General features: G+C 60.2%; 17 protein-coding genes. 12 read left to right on the top strand and 5 right to left on the bottom strand.

The window, feature by feature from the left end:
• Positions 1 to 58 precede the first annotated feature (58 nt).
• The 6 genes from H4W29_RS30560 (at position 59) to H4W29_RS30535 (ending at position 5,706) form a co-directional block, all read left to right on the top strand.
• Positions 59 to 1,036, top strand: a complete 978-nt coding sequence (locus tag H4W29_RS30560) for an ABC transporter permease (protein ID WP_183886556.1) — start codon at positions 59 to 61, stop codon at positions 1,034 to 1,036.
• Between the two features lies 1 nt (position 1,037).
• Positions 1,038 to 1,916, top strand: coding sequence for an ABC transporter permease (locus H4W29_RS30555; RefSeq protein WP_192732495.1), 879 nt, complete (start codon positions 1,038 to 1,040; stop codon positions 1,914 to 1,916).
• Entirely contained in the window at positions 1,913 to 2,716 is an 804-nt protein-coding gene (locus H4W29_RS30550; RefSeq protein WP_192732494.1) for an ABC transporter ATP-binding protein, read from the top strand. Before H4W29_RS30555 ends, H4W29_RS30550 begins: the two co-directional genes overlap by 4 nt.
• Positions 2,713 to 3,612: an ABC transporter ATP-binding protein gene (locus H4W29_RS30545; protein ID WP_192732493.1), complete on the top strand. Its 900-nt coding sequence runs from the start codon at positions 2,713 to 2,715 to the stop codon at positions 3,610 to 3,612. Before H4W29_RS30550 ends, H4W29_RS30545 begins: the two co-directional genes overlap by 4 nt.
• A 69-nt stretch (positions 3,613 to 3,681) precedes the next feature.
• Positions 3,682 to 4,362, top strand: a complete 681-nt coding sequence (locus H4W29_RS30540) for a spermidine synthase (protein WP_192732492.1) — start codon at positions 3,682 to 3,684, stop codon at positions 4,360 to 4,362.
• A gap of 192 nt (positions 4,363 to 4,554) precedes the next feature.
• Positions 4,555 to 5,706 carry an alpha-hydroxy acid oxidase gene (locus H4W29_RS30535; RefSeq protein WP_192732491.1) on the top strand — a complete coding sequence of 384 codons (1,152 nt, stop codon included), beginning with the start codon at positions 4,555 to 4,557 and terminating at the stop codon, positions 5,704 to 5,706.
• A 38-nt stretch (positions 5,707 to 5,744) separates the two neighbouring features.
• Here H4W29_RS30535 and H4W29_RS30530 read toward each other — a convergent pair whose 3' ends face one another.
• From H4W29_RS30530 to H4W29_RS30510, 5 genes are all read right to left on the bottom strand, one after another.
• On the bottom strand, positions 5,745 to 6,623 hold the full coding sequence (locus tag H4W29_RS30530) for an ABC transporter ATP-binding protein (RefSeq protein ID WP_192732490.1): 879 nt from the start codon (positions 6,621 to 6,623) through the stop codon (positions 5,745 to 5,747).
• On the bottom strand, positions 6,620 to 7,654 hold the full coding sequence (locus H4W29_RS30525) for an ABC transporter ATP-binding protein (RefSeq protein ID WP_192732489.1): 1,035 nt from the start codon (positions 7,652 to 7,654) through the stop codon (positions 6,620 to 6,622). The genes H4W29_RS30530 and H4W29_RS30525 overlap by 4 nt, the downstream gene beginning before the upstream one ends.
• Positions 7,655 to 7,658: 4 nt before the next feature.
• On the bottom strand, positions 7,659 to 8,516 hold the full coding sequence (locus tag H4W29_RS30520; RefSeq protein ID WP_192732488.1) for an ABC transporter permease: 858 nt from the start codon (positions 8,514 to 8,516) through the stop codon (positions 7,659 to 7,661).
• Positions 8,517 to 8,521: 5 nt separating this feature from the next.
• Positions 8,522 to 9,526 carry an ABC transporter permease gene (locus H4W29_RS30515; protein WP_064710251.1) on the bottom strand — a complete coding sequence of 335 codons (1,005 nt, stop codon included), beginning with the start codon at positions 9,524 to 9,526 and terminating at the stop codon, positions 8,522 to 8,524.
• A 64-nt stretch (positions 9,527 to 9,590) separates the two neighbouring features.
• Entirely contained in the window at positions 9,591 to 11,492 is a 1,902-nt protein-coding gene (locus H4W29_RS30510; protein WP_192732487.1) for an ABC transporter substrate-binding protein, read from the bottom strand.
• A 377-nt stretch (positions 11,493 to 11,869) separates the two neighbouring features.
• Here H4W29_RS30510 and H4W29_RS30505 point away from each other — a divergent pair, with 377 nt between their 5' ends.
• The 6 genes from H4W29_RS30505 to H4W29_RS30480 all read left to right on the top strand — a co-directional run bounded on the left by H4W29_RS30505 (position 11,870) and on the right by H4W29_RS30480 (position 18,460).
• On the top strand, positions 11,870 to 13,474 hold the full coding sequence (locus H4W29_RS30505) for a GH39 family glycosyl hydrolase (protein WP_192732486.1): 1,605 nt from the start codon (positions 11,870 to 11,872) through the stop codon (positions 13,472 to 13,474).
• A 278-nt stretch (positions 13,475 to 13,752) separates the two neighbouring features.
• Entirely contained in the window at positions 13,753 to 14,634 is an 882-nt protein-coding gene (locus tag H4W29_RS30500; RefSeq protein WP_376776597.1) for a dihydrodipicolinate synthase family protein, read from the top strand.
• 23 nt (positions 14,635 to 14,657) lie between these two features.
• A complete protein-coding gene (locus H4W29_RS30495) occupies positions 14,658 to 15,317 on the top strand; it encodes a GntR family transcriptional regulator (protein ID WP_192732485.1) in 660 nt (219 codons plus the stop codon).
• A gap of 52 nt (positions 15,318 to 15,369) precedes the next feature.
• Positions 15,370 to 16,701, top strand: a complete 1,332-nt coding sequence (locus tag H4W29_RS30490) for an ABC transporter substrate-binding protein (RefSeq protein WP_192732484.1) — start codon at positions 15,370 to 15,372, stop codon at positions 16,699 to 16,701.
• Positions 16,701 to 17,639 (top strand): carbohydrate ABC transporter permease, encoded by a 939-nt coding sequence (locus tag H4W29_RS30485; protein WP_192732483.1) that lies wholly within the window; start codon positions 16,701 to 16,703, stop codon positions 17,637 to 17,639. Before H4W29_RS30490 ends, H4W29_RS30485 begins: the two co-directional genes overlap by 1 nt.
• Positions 17,639 to 18,460, top strand: a complete 822-nt coding sequence (locus H4W29_RS30480; protein ID WP_007816916.1) for a carbohydrate ABC transporter permease — start codon at positions 17,639 to 17,641, stop codon at positions 18,458 to 18,460. The genes H4W29_RS30485 and H4W29_RS30480 overlap by 1 nt, the downstream gene beginning before the upstream one ends.
• Positions 18,461 to 18,474 lie beyond the last annotated feature (14 nt).

The following is an 18,474-nucleotide window of genomic DNA, read 5'->3' as shown; positions in this document are numbered from 1 at the left end:
GCATTGGAAACGGCAGGAGCGGCGCGGCAAGCGCCGCTTCTGTTTTGACGGAGTCCCCATGGCCTTTCTGCTTCGCCGCCTCGCCTTTTACCTGGCGGCCTTCATCGCGGCAGCGACGATCAATTTCTTCCTGCCCCGGCTGATGCCGGGCGATCCCGTGCGCATCATGTTTTCGAGTGCGGGCGCCGAACTGCCGCCGGAAAGCCTGCAGGCGCTGAAGCTCACCTTCGGCTTCGTCGACGGGCCGCTCTGGCAGCAGTACCTCACCTATCTCGGCAGCATCTTCACTGGCGATCTCGGCCGGTCGATCAAATATTTCCCGCTGCCGGTCACCTCGGTCCTCGGCCATGCGCTGGTGTGGACTGTCGGCCTGATGGGCACGGCGACGATCATCAGTTTCGCGCTCGGTACTTTCCTCGGCATCGTCGCAGCCTGGCGGCGCGGCAGCAAATTCGACGTTATTGTCTCGATCGGCGCGATCTTTGCGACATCGGTACCGGCCGTCGTCACCTCGCTGATCGTGCTGTTCTTCTTCGGCTTCACGCTCGGCTGGTTCCCGAACGGTTATGCGGCCGATCCCTCGCTCGATCCTGCCTTCAGCTTTCAATATATCGGTAGCGTCGCCTATCACGGCATCCTGCCGATGATCACTCTCTGCACCGTGCTGGTCGGCGGCTTCACCGTGACCATGCGCAACAACATGATCAACCTGCTCGGCGAGGACTATATCGTCATGGCCCGCGCCAAGGGCCTTTCCGACCGGCATGTGATGCTCTGGTATGCGGCGCGTAACGCGCTGCTGCCGACCGTTTCCAGCCTCGCGATCGCTATCGGCACTATCCTCGGCGGCTCGCTGGTCACCGAGGTCGTCTATAACTATCCGGGCCTCGGCAACATTCTCTACCAGGCGATCCTCGCCCGCGATTATCCCGTCATCCAGGGCCAGCTTCTCATCATGACCGCGACCATGCTGATCGCCAATTTCATCGTCGATGTCAGCTACGTGCTGCTCGATCCGCGACTGAAGGGAGCGTGAGATGAAGAGCCTTCTCCGCAATCGCAAGGCGCTGATCGGCCTTGCCATCATCGCCTTCATCGTCATCGTGGCGATCGCAGCACCTCTGCTGACGCATTACGATCCCGCTGCCCGTACGGGCCGGCCGCACCAGCCGCCGTCAGCCGAACATATTCTCGGCACGACACGCATCGGCCAGGATGTCTTTGCCCGGATGATCTATGGCGCGCGCACCTCGCTTGCCGTCGGCTTCGGCGCGGGCCTGCTGATCACAGCCGTCGGCACCGCGCTTGGCATCATATCCGGCTATCGCGGCGGCAAGACGGATGAGGTCATCAGCTTCTTTACGAACATGGTGCTCGTCGTGCCGAACCTGCCGTTGCTGCTCGTTCTCGCAGCCTTCATCGGCCAGGCGAGCCCTGTTGTCATCGCGCTCATCCTTGGCGGCACGTCCTGGGCATGGGGCGCGCGCGTCACCCGCGCCGAAACGCTCTCCGTCAAGCAGAAAGACTATGTCAAATCGGCTGAGATGATGGGCGAGCCGCAATGGCGCATCATGACATTTGAGATCTTCCCCAACGTGATTTCCATTGTCGGCATCAACTTCATCGGCAGCGTCATCTTCGCGATCATCACCGAAGCGACACTGGAATTCCTCGGCCTCGGCGACCCGCGCGTCGTCTCGTGGGGCACCATGCTCTACAATGCGCAGAAGGCCTCCGCGCTTTCGGTCGGCGCCTGGTGGGATATTCTCACGCCCTGCTTTGCGCTCGCCTTCCTCGGCATCGGCATGTCACTGCTGAATTTCGCCGTCGACGAAATCGCTAATCCGCGCTTGCGTACCGGCAATCATCTGAAGCGCTGGTCTCTTCTCATCCGCTCCGGGGAGGGCCGCCTGTGAACCAGCCGCTGCTATCGGTTAAAAACCTCACGATCGACTATATCGGCGAGGAAAAGGACTTCCGCGCCGTCGACAATGTGAGTTTTGATGTCGCCCCCGGCGAGGTCTTCGGTCTGGCCGGCGAATCCGGCTGTGGCAAGAGCACGATCGCCTTTGCCATCAGCCGCCTGCACAAGCCGCCAGCGCTGATCCGCAAAGACAGCCAGATCCTGCTTGCCGGTCGCGACGTGCTGGACCTCGACCCGAAGGCGCTCGCCGCCTTCCGCTGGCGCGAAGTCGCCATGGTTTTCCAGAGCGCCATGAACTCGCTGAACCCGGTGCTGCGCATCGAGGACCAGTTTTATGATGTCCTTCGCACTCACAAGGGCATGACGAAGACGCAGGCGCGCGAGCGCACGGCTGAGATGCTGCAGCTCGTCGATATCGCGCCGGATCGCATGCGCAACTATCCGCATCAGTTTTCCGGTGGCATGCGCCAGCGCATCGTCATCGCCATCTGTATGGCGCTCGATCCGAAGCTCGTCGTCATGGACGAGCCGACGACCGCGCTCGACGTGGTTGTGCAGCGGGAAATCTTGCAGCGCATCAACGAGCTGCGCAAGCAATTCGGCTTCTCCGTGCTTTTCATCACCCACGATCTCGGCCTGATGGTGCAGTTCTGCGACCGCATCGGCATCATGCTGCAGGGCAAGCTCGTCGAGCAGAACGGTGCCGAAGCGATCTACAAGACTCCGCAACACGAATACACCCGAAAACTCTGGGCCTCCTTCCCCTCGCTTCATGGAGGCGTGCTGCTATGAGCGATGCGATCCTCGTCCTCGACAAGGTAACCAAGACCTTCGGTCACGGCGCTTCCACGGTTCACGCTGCCCGTGCCATCTCCTTTTCGCTGCATGCCGGCCGCGCGCTGGCGCTGGTCGGCGAATCCGGCAGCGGCAAGACCACCTGCGCGCGCATGGCAATGCGCGAGCATTCGCCGACCACAGGACAGATCCTCTATAAGGGCCGACCCATCGAAGGCGCCAAGGCGGACGAGATCGCCCGCTACCGCCGCTCCGTGCAGATGATCTTCCAGGACCCCTTCGCCTCGCTCAATCCGGCGCACACGATTGCCCATCATCTGCAGCGGCCGCTGAAACTACACCGGCCGGATATCCGCGGAAAGCAGATCGAGGCAACGGTGCGCGAATTGCTCGAGCGCGTGAAGCTCGATCCCGATATCGTCGCGCCGAAATATCCGCACGAGCTTTCGGGTGGCCAGCGCCAGCGCGTCAATATCGCCCGTGCTCTTGCGGCCCAGCCGGAGGTGATCGTTGCCGACGAACCGACCTCCATGCTCGATGTCTCGGTGCGCCTCGGTGTTCTCAATCTTCTGAACGAGATGAAGAAGGAGATGAACCTCGGCCTGCTCTATATTACCCACGATATCGCCACCGCCCGCTATGTGGCGGAGGATATCGCCGTGATGTATTCCGGCCAGATCGTCGAATGGGGCAATACAGCCAAGGTGATCGACAATCCGCTGCATCCCTATACCCGTCTTCTGCTCTCGGCTGTCCCCGATCCAGATGTGCGCTTCGACGATCCGCGCACACGTCTGCAGCCACAGGAAGTGGACGATATTCGCCGCCGTTCCGCCGCACCGCAGGAGCAGGTGGTAGAGCACGAACCGGACCATTTCGTGCGTTTGGTCTGAGCAAGGCTTGCTGGCTTCAACCGTCGCCCTATGCTAGGGGACGGTCCCTTTCAGCGAGACGAAACCCCCATGCTTCCCTGGATCCAGCTCGATTCCGCGACCATTCCCGGCGAAGGCGGTGAATTGCGGCTAAAACAGCGCGGCACCGAATTTTCCATCATGCTTGGCACCAACGAACTGATGAACAGCCGCCTCAGCGGTTCGGAAGAAGCGCTTGCCACCCTTTCTTTCGAGCGGATCAAATCGCATCAGAAGCCAAAGATCCTGATCGGCGGCCTCGGCATGGGTTTTACCCTGCGGGCCGCTCTTGCGGTGGTGCCGACAGATGCCAGTGTCGTCGTCGCCGAACTGATCCCGGAAGTCGTTGCCTGGGCACGCGGCCCGATGGCAGAAGTCTTCAAAGGCTGTCTCGACGATCCGCGCGTGTCGATCCACCACGGCGATGTCGGTGAGGCAATCCGCACTGGAAAGACCGGCTATGACGCGATCCTTCTCGACGTCGATAACGGGCCTGACGGCCTGACCCGCAAGTCCAATGACCGACTCTATGACTATGCCGGTCTGAAATCGGCCCGCGAGGCACTGCGCCCCGGCGGCGTGCTGGCCGTCTGGTCCTCCGGGCCGGATGCCTCCTTCACGCGGCGGCTGAAGGACAGCGGCTTTGCCGTCGACGCGGTCAATACGCGGGCCAACGGCAAGCGCGGCGGAGCGCGCCACATCATCTGGCTGGCAGTCAAGCCTGGTCGCTGACTCAATCCCCGGCAATAAAATGCATCTTTATCAGCAAAGGCGACGGAAGCATGCGCAAGAGAGCTTGAGATTGGTGCGGTAATAATCGTATCCAATAGATCACGGATCGCGAAGACGAGGAGGTCTTGCGGCTGCTCATCGGCTGAGCTGCATGCGGAGGCATGACATGCCAGCCCTGGAATGGATACGGGTATGCGCCTTTCAGATTGCCATAATTTCCACGACTTCCGCCGCCTCGCCAAACAGCGCCTTCCCGGGCCGATCTTCAACTATATCGACGGCGCAGCGGACGACGAGGTGACCTACAGGCGCAACACCTCATCCTTCGAAACCTGCGATCTTCTGCCAAGCGTGCTGCGGGGCGTCAGCGACGTCGATATGTCGGTCACCGTCATGGGCCAGAAGCTCGCGATGCCGGTCTATTGCTCGCCGACGGCGCTGCAGCGGCTCTTCCACCATGAGGGGGAACGCGCGGTGGCACACGCCGCCGGCAAATTCGGCACGATGTTCGGCGTCTCCTCACTCGGCACGATCAGCCTGGAAGAGGCGAGACAAATCAGCAATGGTCCGCAGGTCTACCAGTTCTATTTCCACCGCGATCGCGGCCTCAACCGCGAAATGATGGCGCGGGCGAAGCAGGCGGGCGTGCAGGTGATGATGCTGACCGTCGATAGCATCACCGGCGGCAATCGCGAGCGCGACAAGCGCACCGGATTTGCCATCCCGTTCAAGCTCAACCTGTCGGGCATGGCGCAGTTTGCCGTCAAACCGGCCTGGGCAATCAACTATTTCACCCATGAGAAATTCCGCCTGCCGCAACTCGACAGCCATGTGGACATGGGCAGCGGTACCATGTCGATCAGCCGCTACTTTACCGAGATGCTCGACCCCGCCATGAACTGGGACGATGTCGCCGACATGGTGAAGATCTGGGGCGGGCAATTCTGCCTGAAGGGCATCATGACGGTTGAGGATGCCAGACGCGCCATCGATATCGGCTGCACCGGCATCGTGCTGTCCAATCACGGCGGCCGTCAGCTCGACGGGTCGCGCAGCGGCTTCGACCAGCTGGCGGAAATTGTCGATGCCGTCGGGGACAGGATTGATGTGATGGTCGATGGCGGCATCCAGCGCGGCACCCACGTGCTCAAGGCTCTCTCGCTGGGCGCCAAGGCGGTCGGGGTCGGGCGTTATTATCTCTTCCCGCTTGCAGCCGCCGGCCAAGCCGGGGTCGAACGGGCGCTCCTGCAGATGCGGACAGAAATCGAGCGCGGCATGAAGCTGATGGGCGCCGCTTCCGTCAGCGAGCTGTCGGCCGGCAACCTGCGTTTCCGCGCCTCCTGAGACGGAGCACCGCGCCCCATATCACGGCGCGAACTTTATCAGGCTCGGACGATCTCACGGGCCACAGGTGCACCGACATCCTGCCGGCGCTGGCGAATGATCGTTGACGCCTCGCGGGGATCGGGCGGCAGCACGGCATTCTTCAAGGCGAACGAATATTCGTGCTGCGGATTGTCCAGCACGGTACGCGCGTCGCCGCTTTCGACGACCACGCCCTTGCGCATGATGATGACACGGTCAGCTATGTAATAGGCGGTCGCGAGATCATGAGTGATGTAGATGATCGATACCTTCAACGTATCGCGCAATTCGCGAAAGAGATTGACGATCGACATGCGCAGTGACGCATCCACCATGGAAACCGGCTCGTCGGCGACGATGAGCTTCGGTTCCGGAATGAGCGCGCGTGCCACCGCGATGCGCTGGAGCTGGCCACCGGATAATTCGTGCGAATAACGTCCTCGAACCTCCGCAATGGAGAGGCCGACCCGCTGCAGCGCCGTATCTGCCAAGGCCTCCCTTTCGGCGCGGCTCTTCGCACCCTTAAAGCGATGCGCCGTAGCATATAGATACTCATCGATGCGCGTCAGCGGATTGAAGGCTTCGAAGGGATTCTGGAAAACCGGCTGAACCCTGGTCATGAAGGCTTCGCGGGCGCTGCGGCTGCTGATATCGCCAATGTCGGCGCCGTCGAAGCGGATGGTGCCGCGATCTGCGGCCTCGCTGCCGAGGATCATCTTGGCGAGCGTGGATTTGCCGGAGCCGGATTCGCCTACGATCGTGAAAATCTCTGGCCTGTCAGCCGCAAGCGCAAAGCTCACGTCATCGACTGCCGTCATCCTGGCGCGTGAGAAGAAACCACCGATCGGAAAGAACTTGCTGACATTTTCAAGCTGGAGAAGGTGTTCGCCACTCATTGGATCTTGTACTCCCCTGCCCTGAAACATGCCACGCGCCCGCCGGTCGCGCTCTGCTGCATGACAGGAACCTCCTTCGAGCACCTGTCGATCGCAATCGGACACCGTGGATGGAAGCGACATCCTGACGGCGGGTTCGAGAGCGCCGGAGGTTTGCCCTGCAGGCTCTTCCGCGTCCTCGTATCGCCGATGCGCGGCAGGCTGCCGATCAGATGAGCCGTATAGGGATGTTGCGGATTATCGAAGATAGCCTGCGTCGGCCCCTCTTCGGCGAGCCGCCCCGCATACATGATCGCAAGGCGATCGGTGATGGCAGCGTGGACGGACATATCGTGGGTCACAAAGATGACCGAGGCTTGCATGCGTGTCTGCACTTCCTTGATCAATGCCAGAACATCCTGCTGCACCAAAACGTCGAGCGCGGTCGTCGGCTCGTCGGCGATGATGAATTCCGGTTCGCAGACGGTCGCAAGCGCAATGGTCAGCCGCTGGCGCATGCCGCCGGAGAGCTGGTGCGGAAAGGCTTCAAGGACATGTGGATCGAGATGCAGGCGGGCAAGATGCGCCTCGACCCGCTGGCGGAAAGCCGCTTGATCCAGACCCATGTGGCGGGAGGCGAAATCGTTGAAAGCGTGCTTCACCCGCCGGACCGGGTTCAGCACGTTCATCGAGCCCTGCATGATGTAGGAAAGATGTCGCCAGCGCGCAGCCCGCATCTTTTGCGGTTCGCCATAGACATCGATCGGCTTGCCATCGAAATTGAAATTGACCGTGCCGCCGACGACCCGCATCGGCGGGCGAATGGCGCCGGCAAGCGTCTTGATGAGCGAGGTCTTCCCACTCGAGGATTCTCCGGCAATGCCGTAGATTTCGTTCTTGCGTACAGTCAGGCTGATATCGTCGACGGCCCTGATCTCGCGCCGGACGCCGAAATAATCGTTGACGTAGTAGCATTTGAGCCCGTCAATCGTCAGCGCGTCCCGGGAGTTTTCGACGAGGGTCAAAGGTGCTTTCCTCAAAGAATTCTGCATCGTCTCAGGCTCCCATCCGAGCCAGGCGCGAGCGCGGATCGATATATTCATTGACCGACATGGCGAGCATGAAGAGGCCGAGGAAGAGGATGACCACGAACAGCATCGGGAAGGCCACCCACCACCAGATGCCGGCAACCATGGCCGAATGCGCATTGGCCCAGTAGATCATGCCACCGATCGTCGGCCGGTTGATGTCGGAAAAACCGAGAATGGAGAGCGTCACTTCCAGGCCGATCGCCCAGATGAGATTGTTCATCGTCGTGAAGAAGACGATCGGCATGACATAGGGAAGATGTTCGCGAACGAGGATTTGCGACGTGCGCATGCCCGAAAAGACGGCATGCCGGGTAAATTCCCGTTGCCGTAGCGATAGCGCGACGGAACGGATGAGCCGGCTGTCATGCGTCCAGCCGAGCAGGGCTGCGACGACCGCCAGCATCGACCATGTCATCTGGTCACGCAGGACAAAGACCAGAAGAAGCAGGATCGGGATGTTCGGCAGTGCGCCCAGCGTATCGTTGATGCCCATGATGATCTGGTCGGTGCGGCCGCCGATATAGCCAGAAACGAGGCCGACGACGAGCGCGATGAGGCGGCTGACGACGGCGACGATGATGCCGAAGAGCAACGTGTTGCGCAGAGACGCGCCGATCTGCCAGAAGACGTCCTGACCACGCGACGTCGTACCGAACCAAAACTCGGCCGATGGTGGCATATCGGGGATCACGACATAGATGGCGGTCTCGTCGTAGGGGGAGAAGAAAGAGGAGACGATCAACCCGACAATGATCAGGATCAGGATCGTCCCGAACAGGAATTCCTTGTTGTAGCGGAGCAGGTCTCTGAGGATCTTGAACATCGCGATTATCCCAGTTTCACGCGCGGATCGATCAGCGGATAGATGATATCGATCACGAAGACGGCCGCAGCGACGGCAATGATGGCGATGGTCGTGACACCGAGTACCAGGCTGTAGTCGCCGGAATAGATGCCCGAGATCAGAAGCTTGCCGATGCCGGGATAGTTGAAGACGAATTCGACGATGACGGCACCGCCGAAGACGTTGCCGAGGCTGAGCGCGAGACCCGTGACCTGCGGCAGCATGGCGTTGCGGGCCACATAATACGAAAAGATGCTGCTCGAGCGCACGCCACCGAGCTCGGCATAAACGACATGGTCGTCGGTGATGATGTTGGAGACGAGCGAGCGCATGGAGATGAACCAGCCGCCGATGCCGACGAGGACCAGCGTCAGCGCCGGCAGAATGCCGTGTTCGATAACCGAACTGATGAAGGCCCAGTTGAAGGCAGGCGTAAGATTGACCTGCGCGCCACCGCTGATCGGCAGGATCGGCCAGACGAAACCAAAGAGAATGACGAGGCTGAGGCCGATAATGTAGGTGGGGATCGGCTGCAAAGCCATGATGACGATGCCGGCGAGCTTGAGCAGCCGGCTGTTGCGGAAATAGCCGGCAAGCGCGCCGAGCAGGTTGCCGATGATCCATGCAATGATCGTAGCAAGCGTCAGAAGGCCGACGGTCCAGGGCAAGGCGCGTCCGATGACGGTCATGACCGGTGTCGGGAAAGAGGACAGCGACGGACCGAAATCGCCGGTCAGCACCCGTCCCCAGAATGTGAAATACTGATCGATAAGCGGGCCGCCGGTTCCATAAAGCTCCCGCAGCGATTGGCGCAGAATTTCAACCGATTGTGGATCGGTCGAGCCGAAACTCGTCAAAAGCGATACGGTCTGCTCCACCGGATCAACAGGCGAGAAATGCGCGATCAGGAATGCGAGCGTGATGCCCGTGACGACCACGAAAAGGAACTGCAGGAAACGTTTACCCGCATAGATCAGAAAGCCATTCATGGCATCCATCCTCCAGTAGCAGAAGGGGAGCGGCCGGCAATCGGCCACTCCCGTGTCGACGCGATCAGTTCTTCGGAGCGTCCGGATTGGCCTTCAGGCCGGTCACCATATAACGAATGTTCGCCCAGTTCGGACCAGAAGCGGAATAGGGGTTTTCAGCGCTCGGATAGTTCGTCCAGTAGGTCGTGTCGAACGGGGCGAACTTGTTGTAGGCCATCAGCGGAATCATCGGCATCTCTTCGACCGCGAGCTTCAGGAAATCCTGACCGACCTTGGTGACATCGGGCGAGTCGAAGGCGATGGACCGGTTCTTCGCGATGATCTGATCGAGACGCGAATCCTGCCAGCGTTGCAGGTTGCGCGGCGGCTGGATCTGGCCGAGCGGCTTGATGAATTCCGAATGGTAGCTGTCCAGGAAAAAGGACAGATCCGGATGGCCGCCCCAGGTTTCAATGCTCCAGTAGATTGCGGCTTCGTAATCGCCGGTGCTGAGGCGCTGGCCATTCGTCGGACCGGCAACATCCACCTTTGTAGCGATGCCGTTCTGGCTCCATTGCTGGGCGATAACGGTGCCGGCACGCGCGAGTGTCGGAATGGCGTCGCCCTCGACCTGCAGGCGGATCGTGAACGGCGTGCCGTCAGGCTTCAGCCATTGATTGCCGCTCTTCTTGAAACCGGCCTTCTGCAGGAGCTCGGTCGCAGCTTGAACATCCTGCTTCCACCAGCCGAAGCCGAAGGTACGCTGCAGCTGTTTCGGATCGGTCGGGATCTGGTCGCCCCACTGACCACGCACCATGGTGGCGATCTGGGCGGAAATATTCGGATCATAGGGCTTGATTTTGCGGCTGCCGGTATCAAGCTCGAAATTGGTGAGCCAGTCCTGCATCGGTGCGTAATAATCGTCCGGAGCCGAGCCGGTCGGTGGCGTGGCGAGAGCAGCCAGATTGGCGGCGCCGCGATAGGAGCCGAGGGCCACGGCGCGGATATCGATCATCAATGCCAGCGCCCAGCGCACATCCTTGTTGTCGAAGGGCGGCTTCTTGGTGTTGAGCAGCACGGAAGGCAGGGTCGGATCGGGATGGGCGAAGGGGAAGCCCTTCAGCCAGGAGGCAACGCTCTTGCTGTCGCGCATCATCGCAAACATGCCCTCGGGTGCCATGTCGTTGATCACGTCGAGATTATGATTGCGCTGCTCGATGACGCGGGCTTCCGGGTTACCGGCGGCTCGATAGACGACATACTTCACCTGTGGCGGCTCCTTGGCGGCCATGCCGATCGAAGTGCGCTGCCAGTCGTCGCGCAGTTTCCAGATGGTCCAGTTGCCCGCCTTGTCATAGCTCTGCAGTACATAGGCGCTGAGCGAGACCGGCGGATTGTTCTTGAATGCCAGGGGATCGCCGGCCTTTTCGAAGACATGTTTCGGCATGATCCAGGCAGCGTTCCAGCGCACGGTAAACACCGTGTGGAAGCGCGAATTCGGCTTCTTGAGATGGAAGATCACCGTCTGCGGATCGGGGTTTTCCACGCTGGCAACGTTGACGGAAAAAGGCGCGCTCCAGGACATGCCGGGATGGTCGATCTGAGTCTTGACCGTATAGGCCACGTCGTCGCTGGTGAACTCGACACCGTCGCTCCAATAGATGCCCTTGCGCAGCTTCACGGTCATTTGCGTGAAATCGGCATTGTAGGCCGGCGGCTCGGTAGCGAGCGCATTCTGCCAGGCATCCGGACCACCCTCCGGATTGATGAACCAGAACGTGTCGGTCGTCAGTTGCTGCAGGCCGTTGACATTGGCAGACCCGCCACCGCCAGGCGCCCAGACATTGAACCAATCGGCATTCTGCTGCGGCGTGCCCTGGATGATCAGAGTTTCATTGCGCGGAATACCGGCAATGAAATCCTGCGCATAAGCAGGCAAAGCGGCTAGAGACAATAAGGCAATGGCTGCAAATCTTGGGAACTTCATCGGACGCTCCTCCTCCTTGGCCCGCAGAGGCGGGCGCTTCCCGTAATCCGTTATCGATCGCGTTCCGGCGAAAGCGTCTTCATAGGGACCTGATAGTCCATATGGCTCCTCCAGACGACAAGCTTCGCCTCAACATTTATCGACAATTTTTCACCGAACGGCAACAGGTAATTTTTTAAATGCCAAAAACTCTTGTAAATACCGGCATTTTTTATCGTCTGTTTAATCGTCATTTTTTATATTATTGACAAAATGGTCATTTCGCTTAGCTTTTGCGGCGAGCGCGGCGCCCTCCCAAGACAGCCGCAACTCATCACCATATTGGTCGGTTAGCCTTCGGGAGGAGGCAGAGGCTTGGCCGTTCAAGAGGAAAGACGATGACGAGTTCCTATGACGTGACCATCAACGTTCACGCCGGCAGGCCGACAGGGGCCTATAAACCGCTGTGGAACTGGTTCGGCTATGACGAGCCGAACTACACCTATTCCCCCCATGGCAAGAAGCTTCTGAAGGAGCTGACAGAACTCAGCCCCGTCGCTCCGCGCATTCGCACCCACAATCTGCTGACGAGCGGCGACGGCAAGCCGGCCCTGAAATGGGGCTCGACCAATGCCTATACGGAGGATGCGAACGGCAATCCCGTCTATGACTGGACGATCATCGACCAGATCTTCGACGCCTATGTCGAGGCCGGCAACATTCCGCTGATCCAGATCGGATTCACGCCGGAGGCGCTTTCCGATTTCGACGGTCCCTACAAGCATCATTGGGAGCCGGCGGATAAATACGCAACAATCACCACCGGCTGGACCGCACCGCCGAAGGACCTGAAAAAATGGGGCGACCTCATCGAGGCGTGGGCGCGGCATCTCGCCGATCGCTACGGCGAAGACGTCGTCTCCTCCTGGCCCTGGGAAGTCTGGAATGAACCCGACGGCCATTACTGGACGGGTACGATTCCGGAATTCTGCGCCATGTATGATGCGAGCGCACGTGCCGTAAAACGCGCCCTGCCGAAAGCACGCGTCGGCGGCCCGCACACGTGCGGCGGCTTCGCCAATGAGAAGGCGCAGACTTTCCTGCGCGCCTTTCTGCGCCATGTTGTCGAGAACAAGCCGCCGATCGATTTCATCGCCTTCCACGCCAAGGGCAATCCGGTCATCTTCGACGGCCATGTGCGCATGGGTCTGCACAAGCAGCTGCGCGACATCGAAACCAATCTCGCCATTATCAATGAATTCCCCGAGCTTCGGCATCTGCCGGTCGTCATCGGCGAATCCGACCCGGAAGGTTGTGCGGCCTGCTCGGCCCGCGTCCACCCGCAGAACGGCTACCGCAACGGACCGCTCTACGGCGTCTATGTCGTCGAGAGCATGATCCGCACTTATGAGCTGTCGCGCCGAGCCAATATCGAGATCGAAGGTGCGGTGACCTGGGCCTTCCTTTTCGACGACCAGCCCTATTTCGACGGCTTCCGGGATCTCGCCACCAACGGCGTCGACAAGGCGGTGCTGAACGGCTTCCGGATGCTCGGCAAGCTTGGCGGCGAGTGGCTGGAATCCGAAAGCGACTATCGCCGCGATATCGAGGATATCATGAGCCACGGCGTTCGCGACAAGCCCGACGTCAACGTCGTTGCGACCCGCGACGACAAGGGCGTCTCCGTTCTCGTCTGGCACTATCATGATGACGACGAGGCGGGCCCCGCTGCCGATATCGGCCTGTCGATTGACGGCTGGGGCAATCGTCCGGCCGCGCTCAAGCATTTCCGCATGGACGAGCAGCATTCCAACTCCTTCCGCATCTGGAAGGAAATGGGCAAACCGCAGGATATCGCGGGCGCCGATTACGCCAGGCTCGAGGCCTCGGGAAGGCTCGCCGAGATCGACAATGAGGCATCGGTCTCCATCAAGGACGGCAAGGTCGATCTCAAGTTCTCCCTGCCGCGTCAGGGCGTGTCTCTCCTGCGCCTGGACTGGTGAGACGGCAGGCAAACGGGAGCGCAGCCCTCCAAGTTGCGCTCCCTGACTGCCCTCAAGCAATTCGGTTTGCGGCCGTCACCTTATCGGCCGCGCGACATAACCGGCATCTCCGAAAACATTCCCCTGCAGCACTGCCGGCACGAGCCATTTGAGCCGAGGCGCACTGCTCTAACGATCCACAGCCCCAGAACCATCGAAAGCAACATTCATCACAAACAGGTTTACAGCTAATAACTGACATGTTAGTCATTCTGTACTGACATTGAGGAGATATATTAGTGACGGGGTTTGGTTTGTCGGTCGCGTTGGCGACGCCCTTTGAAAGCAGCGGCACCATTGCCGTCGAGGTCATGATCGCCCAAGCGAAGCGGAGCCTCGATTTGGGCTGCGCCAGCGTCACACTGTTCGGAACGACCGGCGAAGGTGCATCCATCGGCAGCCAGGAGCGCGAGCGGATCCTCGAAACGTTCATTGCCTCCGGCATCCAGCCGAAACAAATTGTTGTCGGCGTGCTCGTCGATGCCGCCGAGGATGCCGCCCAGCAAATGTCGCAGGCCTTGTCCAAGGGCGTGCGCAACATCCTTCTCGCCCCACCCTCCTATTTCAAGAATGTCAGCGATGACGGCCTCTTCGCCTGGTTCTCCGACGTCTTTGCGCGGCTGGGCAGCGCAGCACGCGACGTTCTGGTCTACAATATTCCCTCGGTGACGATGGTCACGTTGAGCGTCGACCTGATCAGCCGGTTGCGAAAGGCGTTCACCTCGATCGTCACCGGCGTCAAGGACTCCTCCGGCGACTGGCCCTATACCGAAGCGCTGCTGCGCCAGCATGGCGACCTGATCATCCTGATCGGCGACGAACGGCATCTCGCCAAGGGCGTGCGCATGGGCGGCCAGGGCGCAATTTCCGGCATGGCCAATTTTGCGCCGCATGAAGTGCGGGCCATGGCCGTCGACGGCAATGACGATCCCCGCGTGGAACGCTTCGTCGCCGAGCTTCTCAAGCATCCCGTAACACCGGCTGTGAAAGTCATGGTGGCAAAGATGACAGGCGATGATACGTGGCTTGCGGTTCGCCCGCCTTTGACGTCAATCTCCGCCGACGGCAGGCGCGAGCTTGCTCTTGCCTTTGACGGACTTTTTCGCACAAAGGCAGCATAGCGGTCATGTACGAGGAGAACCCGATGGATGGAGCCGACGAGCAGCCGACGCTGAGAGAGAAAGCTTATGAGAGCTTTACCCGGCATCTGCTTGCGCGTGACGTCCGTCCCGGGCAATTCGTCTCGCAGCGCAGGCTTGTCGAACTGACCGGCCTGACGCTTGGCGCCATTCGTGAACTCATTCCGCGGCTTGAAGCTGAGGGCCTCATCAAGACCGTGCCGCAGCGCGGTCTGCAGATCGCTCATATCGATCTCAACCTCATCCGCGAAGCCTTTCAGCTCCGGCTTTTTCTCGAAAAGGAAGCAGTAGCGATTTTCACGGAGACGGCTAGCGGTGAGACGATTGCAGCACTCCTGAAGCAGCATCGCGAGATCGTCGCTGCAATCGAAAGCGGCAATCATTCGCATGAACTGGAAGTCCACGCCCAGGCCGTCGACTGGGGCATGCATGATGCCTTCATCGATGCGCTGGGAAACACGATCATTTCCAACGCCTACCGTGTCAACTCCATCAAGATGCGCCTGATCAGCCAGGAGCGCTTCCGCATCGACGGGCGCGTCGGCCCCGTCATGGGCGAGCATCTCCGCGTGCTGGAAGCGATTGAACAAAGAAATGCGCAAGAGGCCGTCGAGGCGCTTGCAGCACATATCAACCACGCGCGAAGTCGCGCGCTGAGAATCTAGACTGACACCTGCGGTGAGGAGATCGCAGGCCACACAAGAGGAGGAGAGCAGCATGTCATCATCATTCATTCGTCCCACGCGCCGAAACTTTCTGGCCGGTTCAGCCGCCATCGGCGCCGTCGGGCTTCTCGGCATCAAGCCTGCTTCTGCAGCCGTCGACTGGAAGCGCTTTGCCGGAACGACGCTCGAAGTGAACCTCGTAAAAAGCCCGCGCAGCGAGACGATCCTCAAATATCTGAGCGAGTTCGAAGCGCTGACCGGCATCAAGGTCAATGCCGAGGCAACGCCGGAGCAGCAGCAGCGCCAGAAGACGACGATCGAACTCAGCTCCGGCAAGCCCAGCTTCGACGTCGTGCACCTCAGCTATCACGTCCAGAAGCGCCAGTTCGAAAAGGGCGGCTGGCTTGCCGACATCAGCGGCTTCGTCAAGGATCCGTCGCTAACCGACCCATCTCTGGTGGAAAGCGACTTTGCAGAAGCCGGCCTGCAGTTTGCCAAGGACTCGCAAGGCGTGCTGCGCTCGCTTCCCTTCTCGGTGGACTACTGGATCGTCTACTGGAACAAGGAACTGTTCGAGAAGAAGGGCCTGTCCTATCCGTCGACATTCGATGAGATGGCTAGTGCCGCTGAAGCCCTGACCGATAAGTCCTCCAATACCTACGGCTTCGTGGCTCGTGGCCTCAAGAATGCCAACGTTCCGGTTTGGACCACCCTGCTGCTCGGCTATGGCTCGACGCCGCTCGGCCCGGATGGAAAGCTGCGCACGACCTCTGACGAAGCCGTCGAGGCGGCCAAGATGTATCAGCGCCTGATGACGAAGTCTGCGCCTGTTGGCGTATCCGGCTTCAACTGGGCGGAGGCACAGTCTGCCTTCCTGCAGGGCAAGGTCGGCATGTGGCTCGATGGCGTCGGGTTTGCTCCGCCGATCGAGAACCCGGAAAAGTCCCGCGTCGTCGGCAAGGTCGGTTACGGCATCATGCCGAAGGGACCGAAGGCCCAGGCTGCCGCAACGACCGGCGACGGCATCGGCGTTACCGCTGCCAGCAAGAACAAGGAAGCAGCCTATCTCTTCTGCCAGTGGGTCGTTTCCCATGACATGGGCGCGCGCCTCCTGCAGGCGGGTGCCGGCGTTCCCTTCCGCAATTCGATCCTGGAAGATGCAAAGGTTCGCGAAGGCGTCAAGATGCCGAGCAGCTGGGTCGATGCCGTTGCGGGCTCGGCAAAGGTTTCGCAGCTCGCGCTGCCGGTCATCATTCCGGTCACCGAGTTCCGCGACATCTATGGCGTCGGCTTGACCAACATGATCGGCGGCGCCGATCCGGCAGCGGAACTGAAGAGCGCCACGGCGCAGTTCGAACCGGTACTGGCCCGAAGCGAGGGATAATGGCATCCGTGAGCATGGACACCACGCGATCGAAAAGTATCGCAAATGGGAGGAGCAAGCCAGGTCGGCTTGCTCCGAACTACTGGCCCTTCGTTGTCCCGGCGCTGCTCGTCATCGCCGCGGTCATCGTGTTTCCTTGGGTGTTTACGCTCTGGATGAGCTTGAACAGCTGGACCCTGGGCCAGCCGGTGGTTTTTGCCGGTCTGGACAATTACACCCGGCTGCTGGTGGACATGCGCTTCTGGGAGTCCTTGTGGCACACGGCGCTCTATACGCTGCTTGCGGTCGTCGCCCCGCTGTTTCTGGGCACGCTTGCGGCCCTGATTTTCGACGCGCAGTTTCCGTTCCGCGGATTGCTGCGCGGCGTTTTCGTCATGCCGATGATGGCGACACCCGTCGCCATCGCGCTCGTCTGGACCATGATGTTCCATCCGCAGCTTGGCGTTCTCAACTACCTGCTATCGCTCGTGGGTATCGGACCGCAGGAATGGATCTACAACCAGACAAGCGTCATTCCTTCGCTTGTCCTGGTCGAGACCTGGCAGTGGACGCCGCTGATCATGCTCATCGTGCTTGGCGGGCTCGCCGCCGTTCCGCGCGAACCCTATGAAAGCGCCGAGATCGACGGTGCAAATGCCTGGCAGAAATTTCGATACCTGACCCTGCCGATGATCGCACCCTTCCTGATGATCGGCGTCATGATCAGGAGCATCGATGCGGTCAAGAGCTTCGACATCATCTACGCGATGACGCAGGGCGGTCCGGGCACCGCATCAGAGACGATCAACATCTACCTCTATAACACTGCCTTTTCCTACTACGACATCGGCTACGGATCGGCGATGGCGGTCGTCTTCTTCATCATCATCGTCGCGCTTTCCTTCGTGCTGATGATGATCCGGCAGCGCGCCAACTGGTCCGACACGGAGACACGCTGATGAAACGCAAGACGATCGACCGTATCGGGCTGCTGTTTGTCGCCCTCGTTATGGTCTCCCCAGTCATCCTGTTTTTCCTCTGGATGATCTCCCTGTCGTTGAAGTACGAAATCGACAACGGCGCCTATCCGCCGATCTTCATCCCCGAGCGCTTCGCCTGGTCGAACTACATGAAGGTCTTCGAGGAGAATAACTTCTTCCTCTACTTCTGGAATTCGATTCTCGTGACGGGTGGGGCGACCCTGCTCGCGCTGCTGATCGGCGTGCCCGCCGGCTACGGCATTGCGCGGCTGAAAGCGGAGCGTTCCGCCATGGTCATCATGATCGCACGCATGACGCCCGGTCTGTCCTTCCTAATCCCGCTGTTCCTGCTTTTCCAATGGCTGAACCTTCTCGGCACACTCTGGCCGCAGATCATCATCCATCTGGTGGTGACCGTTCCGATCGTCGTCTGGATCATGATCGGCTATTTCGAAACGACGCCAATGGAGCTTGAAGAGGCCGCCAGCATCGACGGCGCGACATCCTGGCAGGTCTTCCGTCTGGTGGCGCTGCCGATCGCCAAGCCCGGCATCGTCGTGGCCTTCATTCTGTCTGTCATCTTCTCCTGGAACAACTTCGTATTCGGCATCGTGCTTGCGAGCCGCGAAACCAGAACCCTGCCTGTGGCCGTCTACAACATGCTGTCGTTTGAGCAGGTCAGCTGGGGGCCGCTTGCCGCCGCCGCGCTCATCGTCACGCTACCCGTGCTGGTGCTGACCATGTTTGCGCAAAAGCAGATCGTTGCCGGCCTGACGGCTGGCGCCGTCAAGGGCGGCTGACCGGACATTCAAAG

The sequence above is a fragment of the Rhizobium viscosum genome, from assembly GCF_014873945.1.
Classification (GTDB): Bacteria; Pseudomonadota; Alphaproteobacteria; order Rhizobiales; family Rhizobiaceae; genus Rhizobium; species Rhizobium viscosum.
This window is presented reverse-complemented; position numbering and strand designations above follow the sequence as displayed.